Annotated in this window: 7 protein-coding genes and 1 tRNA gene; 4 read left to right on the plus strand and 4 right to left on the minus strand. The window is 76.0% G+C overall.

Annotated features, from left to right (window positions below; all coding sequences use genetic code 11):
- The 3 genes from VF468_09805 to VF468_09815 all read right to left on the minus strand — a co-directional run.
- On the minus strand, positions 1–2,690 hold a 2,690-nt coding region (locus tag VF468_09805), incomplete at its 3' end, for an AAA family ATPase (protein ID HEX5878603.1).
- Positions 2,691–2,733: 43 nt separating this feature from the next.
- On the minus strand, positions 2,734–3,441 hold the full coding sequence (locus tag VF468_09810) for a hypothetical protein (protein ID HEX5878604.1): 708 nt from the start codon (positions 3,439–3,441) through the stop codon (positions 2,734–2,736).
- 144 nt (positions 3,442–3,585) lie between these two features.
- Entirely contained in the window at positions 3,586–4,479 is an 894-nt protein-coding gene (locus VF468_09815; protein ID HEX5878605.1) for a Gfo/Idh/MocA family oxidoreductase, read from the minus strand.
- 82 nt (positions 4,480–4,561) lie between these two features.
- On the opposite strand from VF468_09815, the gene VF468_09820 reads away from it, so the two are divergent.
- The 4 genes from VF468_09820 to VF468_09835 all read left to right on the plus strand — a co-directional run bounded on the left by VF468_09820 (position 4,562) and on the right by VF468_09835 (position 6,494).
- Positions 4,562–4,632 (plus strand) — tRNA-Gly (locus tag VF468_09820).
- A gap of 171 nt (positions 4,633–4,803) precedes the next feature.
- Positions 4,804–5,445 carry a hypothetical protein gene (locus VF468_09825; protein ID HEX5878606.1) on the plus strand — a complete coding sequence of 214 codons (642 nt, stop codon included), beginning with the start codon at positions 4,804–4,806 and terminating at the stop codon, positions 5,443–5,445.
- A complete protein-coding gene (locus tag VF468_09830; protein ID HEX5878607.1) occupies positions 5,445–6,086 on the plus strand; it encodes a class I SAM-dependent methyltransferase in 642 nt (213 codons plus the stop codon). The genes VF468_09825 and VF468_09830 overlap by 1 nt, the downstream gene beginning before the upstream one ends.
- 42 nt (positions 6,087–6,128) lie before the next feature.
- Positions 6,129–6,494: a VOC family protein gene (locus VF468_09835; GenBank protein HEX5878608.1), complete on the plus strand. Its 366-nt coding sequence runs from the start codon at positions 6,129–6,131 to the stop codon at positions 6,492–6,494.
- Between the two features lie 139 nt (positions 6,495–6,633).
- Here the strand turns inward: VF468_09835 and VF468_09840 are convergent.
- Positions 6,634–7,852, minus strand: a 1,219-nt coding sequence (locus VF468_09840; GenBank protein ID HEX5878609.1) for a hypothetical protein, incomplete at its 5' end; no start/stop codon positions are given.

Here is a 7,852-nt window from a genome sequence, read left to right on the forward strand (position 1 = left end):
CCGACGCCGAGGACCGGGGCGACCCCGGCGCGGCGGAACTCCGCCGGCCCGGCCCGGCGACCCGCCTCCAGCAGCCCGGTCGCGCTGGCGGCCAGGGCCTCGAGCCCGAGCCGTCCGGCCTCCTCCAGGACGCCGCGCAGCAGCTCGTCCGCCTGGTCATGCCGGTCGGGGTCGTCGCGCAGCAGCCTGGCCAGCTCCAGCCGGCTGCGCAGCAGCCAGGGCCGGGCGCCGAGCCGCTCGTGCACGGCGGCCGCGTCCTCCAGGTGCCGGCGGGCCGGCTCGGGGCGGCCGCCGGCCGCGGCCAGGAGGCCGAGGTAGTGGGCGACGGCCCCCAGGAACAGCACCGAGCCGCCGGCCACCGCGGTGCGGTCCTGGTAGGGCGCCAGCGCCTCGTACCAGCGGGCGCAGGCGGCGGCGTCACCGGCGGCGGCGTTGAGCTCGGCCAGGATCACGCTGCTCCGCAGCCACATCCAGTCGCGGGGCACGTCGTCGGGGTCGACGTCGAGCGCGCCCCGGGCGTAGGCGTCGACCCAGGCCGGCCGGTCCTCCCCGAGCAGCATCACCGTCATCCATCCCCGTGGGCTGGTCACCGGGACGTCGAGCCGGCCGACCAGGCGCTCGACCGAGTCCAGCAGCTCCCGTGACGGCCGGCCACGCAGGCCGTCGATCCCGGCCCGCAGCCCGGCCGAGACGTGGTCGACATCGGGGATGCGGAGCTCGTCGCCGAGCCGACGGACGTCGGCGGCCAGGCGGTCGGCGAGGTCGAGGTCGCCGGCGAGCACGGCCAGCATGGCCTCGCGGGAGCGGCCCAGCCAGCGGACCCGGGCCAGGCGGGACTGGCGCGCCCGGCGGGCCAGGGCGGCCAGCAGGGCCGTGGCCCGGGCGTCGCCCAGCTCGAGCAGGACCGTGGCCCGCAGCAGCTGGGCCTCGGTGGCCAGCTCCTCGTCGTCGGCGGCCAGCCGCTCCAGCTCGGCCAGCACGGCCAGCCGCTCCTTCGGGGTGTCCGGCCCCCAGAGCACGTTGTGCCGGCCCAGCAGGGCCGCCGCCAGCACGTGGGGGTCGCCGGTGGTCCTGGCCGTGGCCACCGCCCGCTCGGCCATGGCCGCCGCCCGCGCCGGGTCGGGGTCGGGCGCCCAGGCGAGCGTCTGGGCCAGCGCCGACCCCACCTGGGCGGCCAGGGCCGGGTCGGCGGCGGTCCTGGCCAGCGCGGCCTCCAGCAGCCCGGCCACCTCGGCGGGGTCGGCCCCCGACTCCACCCCGACCGCATGCAGCCCCAACGCCGCCCGGGCCAGCGCCCCGCCCAGGTCGTCCCGGGCCAGGTCGGCGGCCTGGCGGAACGCCTGGCGGGCGCCGGCGGTGTCGCCCGAACGGCGCAGCGCCTCCCCCAGGCCGACCAGCAGCCGGGCCCGGCCCTCGGGACCGAGCTGTCCCGTGGCCGCGGCCAGCCGCAGCGCCCGCCGGTAGTGCCCGGCCGCGTCCTCGTCGGCCAGGACGGCCGCCGCCTCCTGGGCGGCCAGCTCGCTGTAGCCGACGGCTCTGGCCGCCTCCGCCTCCGAGACCTGCCCGCCCTGGTCGACCGCCCGCAGGTAATGGCCGGCGAGCTCGGCCGGGCGCACCTCCGACCCCGACCGGCGCGCCGCCTCCAGGGTCGCGGCCGCCTCCAGGTGGAGCCGGGCCCGGGCCGCCGGGTCGAGCTGGCCGTAGAGGACCTCGCGGTACAGGTCGTGGGCGAACCGCCAGGGGCCGAGCTCGTCGGCCGGGGCGACCAGCACCCTGGCCCCGGCGGCCTGGCCGAGCTGGGCCAGCACCTCGCCCACCGGCTGGCCGGTGACCCGGGCCAGGACGGCCGGGCGCAGGTCGGGCCCGAGCACCGCGGCCGCCTCGAGCAGCCGCACGCCCGGGTCGCCGAGGGCGGCGAGCCGTCGCTGGATGGCGTCGCGGACCCCGTGCTGGCCGCCCATCCCTACGGCGGCCGCGTCCGGGTGGGCGGCCAGCAGCCGCGCCACCTGCTGGACGAGGAACGGGTTGCCGCCGGTCCGCCGGTGCACGCTCGTCCCCAGCTCGGGGTCGGGCTCGCCGCCGGTGAGCCCGGCGAGCACCTGGGCGACCTGCGGGGCGTCGAGGCCGCCCAGCGGCAACGTCTGGCCCTCCGCCTCCAGCCGGGCGATCGGGCGGCCGAGCGGGCCGCCGGGAGCGATCTCGACGTCGCGGTAGGTCGCGACCAGCAGCTGGCGGCTGCGGCGGGCCCGGCGGGCGTGGAAGGCGGCCAGCTCGACCGACGCCGGGTCGGCCCAGTGCAGGTCGTCGAGGACGACCACCAGCGGCGTCCTCCCGGCGGCCTCCAGCAGGGCGCCGCTGGCGGCGTGGAAGCGCTCGAACCGGCCGGCCAGCGGGGCCGGCTGGCCGGCCGGGCCGGCGTCCTGGAGGCCGGCCTCGACCCCGAGCGCGGCCAGGACCTCCAGCCAGGGCCAGAACGGCGGGGCGCCCTCCCAGCAGGTGCCCCAGACGACGGTCGCGCCCCGCGCCTCGGCGTGGTCGGCGGCGGCCGTGGCCAGGGTGGTCTTGCCGATCCCGGCCTCGCCGGTGAGGGTCACGACCCCGCCCCGGGACGCCAGCGCGGCCTCGACCAGCGCTCGCAGCTCGGCGAGCGGCTGGTCGCGGCCGACAAGCGCGGAGGGGGCCGGGGTCATCGCACCAGAACGGTGCGCTCCCCGACCCCCTCGCGCAAGGGTGTCAGCAGGCGTTCACGGCCAGCCGCTCCTGGATCCGCTCGACCTTCCCGTCGTCCACGGTCAGCAGGTAGTAGTAGGTGCCCTTCAGCTTGGCGTTGGCGGCCAGCTTGGTGAGCAGGGCCTGGCGGTCGTCGCCGGGGTCGCCGCAGGCGTCCCGCAGCCGGATGTCCAGGTCGCCGGCCAGGGGCAGGGTGCGCAGCCGCGAGTTCTCGTTGCGGACCCAGGTGGTCAGGTACCTGGCGTCGGCGGGCGGCTTGCCGTCGGCGATGGCCGCCTTGACGGCGGCGTCGTCGTGGAACACCTGGACCACGTCGACCACGAGCTGGCCACTGGAGACCTTGGTGATGTAGGCGGGGTGCTCGCCGTCCTCCAGGGCGGGCGCCGTCCCATCGGTGCCGGCCGGGTCGGGGTCGGCGCCCGACCCCTGCTCGGTGGCCGGCGGGGCCGGGGCGTTCTGGTCGGGCTGGGCGGCCTGGTCCTGGCCGGCGTTGGCGTTCTGGTCGCCGGCGGCCGCCGCGGGGGCGGGGCCGGCCTGGGCGGCCTGGCGGTCGACCGGCCGGGTGGCCACGGCCAGGCTGGTGCCGACGGCGACGGCCAGCACGATCAGGGCGCTCGCCCCCAGCACGAGCTGCTTGCGACGGCGGCGCTGGCCCGCGGACGGCCCGGACTGCGAGCTGCTGGGGTGCCTGTCCAGGGTTGGTGCCGACATGACGGCTCCTCTCTCCCGCGCCGCGTCCGTGCGGCGCTGCACCCCCAGCCTGGGTCCGGCGGGTCACGAAGCGGTGGCTTGCTCGGTACGCTTCACTCTCGGTCGAGTCACCGTTCGGCCACATCGACCGGACCGGGGAGTGCCTCAGCCGAGCGAGCGGGCGGCGGCGTCGATCAGCCGCTGCAGCCGCAACCCCCGGTTGACGTCAAGGGCCGAGGCGTTCCCGCTGGTCACGGCGGCGGCGAACTCCCGCCGGAGGGTCGCCCCGGCGGCCTGGAGGTCGGCCATGGCCGCCGGCGGGTCGGGCGGCCGCCGGTAGGTCAGCGCCCCACCCGGGCCGTAGAGCGAGCACTCGAACACGGTCGGGACCAGCGGCAGCGTGAGCGACATCGAGATCTCGCTGACCTGGCCGCCGGCGTGCCGGCAGGTCAGCGACACCCACCGCAGCGGGTCGCCCCGCCCCGACAGCTCCTCGACCGGCCCGACGGCCGCCTCCACCAGGTCGAACAGGTGCGGCCCGACGTCGAGCAGCGCCCCGTGCCGGCGCCGCCACGGGGTCGCGAACGGGCTCTCGTCCAGCAGCGCCCCCGACAGCGACGCGCACCGTGCCCCCACCACCTCGAACCCCTCGGCGGCGGCCAGGAACGCCCGCCCCGTGGGCGAGTACCGGTTGGTCAGCACCATCTGGGACACCACCCCGGTCTCCCCCACCACCGCCGCCAGCTCCTCGGCCGCCCCCAGGGTCAACGCGACCGGCTTGTCGAGCAGCACATGCTTGCCCGCCCTGGCCGCCACCGCCGCCAGCTCCGCCTGCACGTTCGGCGGCACCGCGAACGCCACCGCCTCGCAGACGTCCCACAGCTCCTCCAGGCTTCCCACCGCCCGGCTGCCATGGGCATCGGCCAACGCCCGCGCCGCCTCCGGCCGCCGCGCCCACACCCCCGCCAGCGTCGTCTCCGGCCCCCCAGCCAGCATCGGCGCATGCAGCATCGCCGCCCACGGCCCCGCCCCCACCAGCCCCACCGCAACCGCCCGCACCGTCACCAGCCTCCCCGCTCGGCCCCCGTTCCCGTGCAATCTCTCACGGACCCGCCTGCTACCCTCACCCCACGCAGTCTGCGCGGGTGTAGCTCAATGGCAGAGCTCAAGCCTTCCAAGCTTGTGACGCGGGTTCGATTCCCGTCACCCGCTCCCCTGATCCAGGGTGTCGTTGCTGGGCGAGACGAACCGGGTCTCGGGCCCCAGCAGCCGGCGCGCGTAGGCGAAGCGGTCGTAGGGCGCCTGTATCGGCGGCGACCCGCCACCCGATCCCGGTGAGCGGGTGCTCAGGCCCCTGCCGCCGAAGGGTGGTGAAATGGTGGCATGCCGACCCCGGCCGGTGACCAGGAGCTGCTCGCGCGGCAGGCGGCCCTGCAGGCCGAAGCCACCCAGGTCCTGGCCGAGCTCGACCTCGGCCGGCGGTTCGCCGACGTCGGCCCGGTGCTGGTGGTCGGCAGCTACCTCTCCGGGCTGATGTGCTGGCGCGACCTGGACGTCTGCCTGCTGGCCGGCGAGGAGTGCTCGCCGTCGGACGTCCTGGAGCTCCTCAAGCGGGTCGTGAACCTGCCAGGGTTCGCAGGGTTGACCTACCGCGACGAGCGGCGCGAGCGATGCCCCACCGGCGAGGCCAGAGACGAGCGCTACCACGTGCCCTTCGACCTGGACGCCGGCCAGGGGCGCTGGCGCGTCGACCTGTCGGTGTGGCTCTTCGACCTTCACGCTCATGTCGCCGGCTGGCATACGCGGCTGCGGGACACCATCACCGACGAGCAGCGGCTGGCCGTCCTGCGCCTCAAGGACGTCTGGCGCCGGCTCCCGAGCTACCCCGACGAGGTCAGCGGCTGGGAGATCTACACCGCCGTGCTGGAGGACAGCGTCCGCACCCCGGAGCGGTTCGCCCGCTGGCTGGCCGCCAACGGCTTCCCCAGCCCGGACCCGGCCGCGCTCGGAACCCCCGCGGGTTGATGCGCCCACTGCCCAAGGACATCGTCCGCCGGGGCTACGACGCGCTGTCCTACCGGTACCGCGGGGACGACGAGGCACCGGAGCACTACGCCACCTGGCTTGCGCAGCTGCGGCAACGAGTCCGGGCCGGAGGCCCGGTCCTGGACCTCGGCTGCGGCTGCGGCGTCCCGCTCGCCCGCGACCTGGCCGGCGGCGGGTACGCGGTCACCGGCGTCGACCTCAGCGCCGTCCAGATTGAACGCGCCCGCCAGCTCGTCCCGGCGGCCAGGTTCCTCCAGGCCGACGCCAGCGAGGTCGAGTTCCCGGCCTCGTCGTTCGATGCCGTCGTCTGCCTCTATGTCCTCATCCACCTGCCGCTCGACGAGCAGCCGCCGTTGCTCGGCCGAATCGGACGCTGGCTCCGCCCAGGCGGATGGCTGCTGGCCACCACCGGCCACCGTGCCTGGACCGGGACGGAGGACCACTGGCTGGGCGGCGACGCGCCGATGTGGTGGAGCCACGCCGACGCGGCCACCTACCGGACCTGGATCGAGCAGGCCGGCCTCTCGATCGTCACCCAGGACGTCGTTCCCGAGGGCGACGCCGCCCACACCCTGTTCTGGGCCCGTCAGGTTACGGCGCGGTACGACGGTTCATCATGACCCGGTCGCCGCCGGCGGCGTCCTGAGAGAAAGGGTGGCGCAGTGAGGATCGGCTCGGTCGTGATCGACTGTAGCGATTTCGACGCCATGTCGGCGTTCTGGCAGGAGGCCCTCGGGTACGTCCCGAGGGAACCCGCCGAGGACGGCTGGGTCGTCCTCCGGGACCCCGGCGGGACCGAGGTGAACGTGTCCCTCCAGCAGGTCCCGGAGCCACGTTCCGGCAAGAACCGGCTGCACTTCGACCTCTACACCGACGACCAGGAGGGGGAGGTGGAGCGGCTGCTCGCCATCGGAGCGACCCGCCACCCCCGGACCTCCGGGCCGGACGAGGACTTCGTCGTCCTCGAAGACCCGGAGGGGAACCTGTTCTGCGTGGTCGACACGCGCCCGCCTGGACTCCGGCCATGACGACCGGACCCGACCTGGCCATCCGGCGGCTGGTGGCCGCCGACGCTCCCGGGTGTGACGAGATCGTCCGGAGCCTCTACCACTTCGGCGACCCGGCCGGCGAGGACGCCGCCTTCCAGGGGCGAGGCCCGGTAACCGCCTACGGCGTACCCGGGAACAACGCGAACCCGCGGTGGGTTGCGCCGGCGGTTTGGAAGTCGCCGCCGATGGCGAGGCCGCCGGGGAGGGCTTCGGCGGTGAGGACGCCGCGGGTGCCGCCGGCGCCGGGGTTCCAGGCGAGGGGGACGCCGGTGGCCGGGTCGAGGGCGGCGACGTGGCTGCGGACGGTGAGGGCGCCTGGGCAGCGGACGGTGTAGGAGGTGTTCCTGACCGTGCAGAGGTTGGTCAGGTGGCCGCCGATGTAAACGGCGCTCGCCGTGGCCTCGACGGCGTTGATGTCGCCGGAGTTGAAGGGGCAGCCAGGGGCGCCGCCGTTGTGCCACAGGACCGGCGGGGTGCCGGCGGTGCCGGCCGGCATGGCGATCACCGACTCGTGTGCGGCCCCGCAGATCGTCTCGTTGCCGTCGGCGGTGGTCAGGTAGGCGGCGGCGCCGTCGGGTGAGAGCGACACCCCCCAGCCGGAGGCGTGGATGTTGGGGTTCCAGGCGGTCAGGGTTCGCGAGGCGATGGCCACCGAGGCGAAGTTGTAGCGGGTGGCGCCGCCGAGGGTGGTGGACGACCCGGCCAGGTAGAGCGTCGTCCCGGCCGGGTTGACGGCCAGGTCGCGGACGGCCCCGTTGGCGTGCAGGGCCATGGCGCCGACGGCGCCGGTGGTGGCGTTGACCGCGGCCAGGCGCACCCGGCGGCGGCCGCCGACGGTGGCGAAGGTGCCCCCGGCGAACAGGGTGTTGCCGGCAAGGGCGAGCTTGAGCACGGCCGCGTTGGGCTGCGGGCCGAAGGCGGTGTTGGCGACGCCGGTCGCCGGGTCGAGCATGGCCAGCCGGTCGCAGCGGGTGCAGCCGCGGACGTTGTTGAAGATCCCGCCGGCGTACAGGCGGCTGCCGTCGGGGCTGCGCAGCAGGGCGTTGACGTCGTCGTCGGCCCGCGGGTCGAACCCGGGGACGTGCAGCCCGGTGGTCGCGTCCAGGGCGACCAGGTGGGCGCGGGCGATCGTGCCGCTGCCGTAGCCGACCGAGGTGAAGCTGCCGCCGACGTAGATGATGTTGCCGATCTGGGCGACGGCGCGCACCTCGCCCCCGTAGAACTGGAGGGTGGTCGCCGGGGTCGGGGACGGCACGGCAGCGGCCGGCGGCGCCAGCAGCCCGCCGAGCGGCAGGATGGCGAGGACGACGGGCAGGACGCGGGCGGCGGTACGCATT

The sequence above is a fragment of the Actinomycetota bacterium genome (genome assembly GCA_036280995.1).
In the GTDB taxonomy this organism is placed as follows: domain Bacteria; phylum Actinomycetota; class CALGFH01; order CALGFH01; family CALGFH01; genus CALGFH01.

What these genes read in the sequence shown, in the direction of transcription:
- VF468_09810 (HEX5878604.1), bottom strand. Translation starts at nt 3,441, where the DNA reads ATGTCGGCACCAACCCTGGACAGGCACCCCAGCAGCTCGCAGTCCGGG.
- VF468_09825 (HEX5878606.1), top strand. Translation starts at nt 4,804, where the DNA reads ATGCCGACCCCGGCCGGTGACCAGGAGCTGCTCGCGCGGCAGGCGGCC.
- VF468_09830 (HEX5878607.1), top strand. Translation starts at nt 5,445, where the DNA reads ATGCGCCCACTGCCCAAGGACATCGTCCGCCGGGGCTACGACGCGCTG.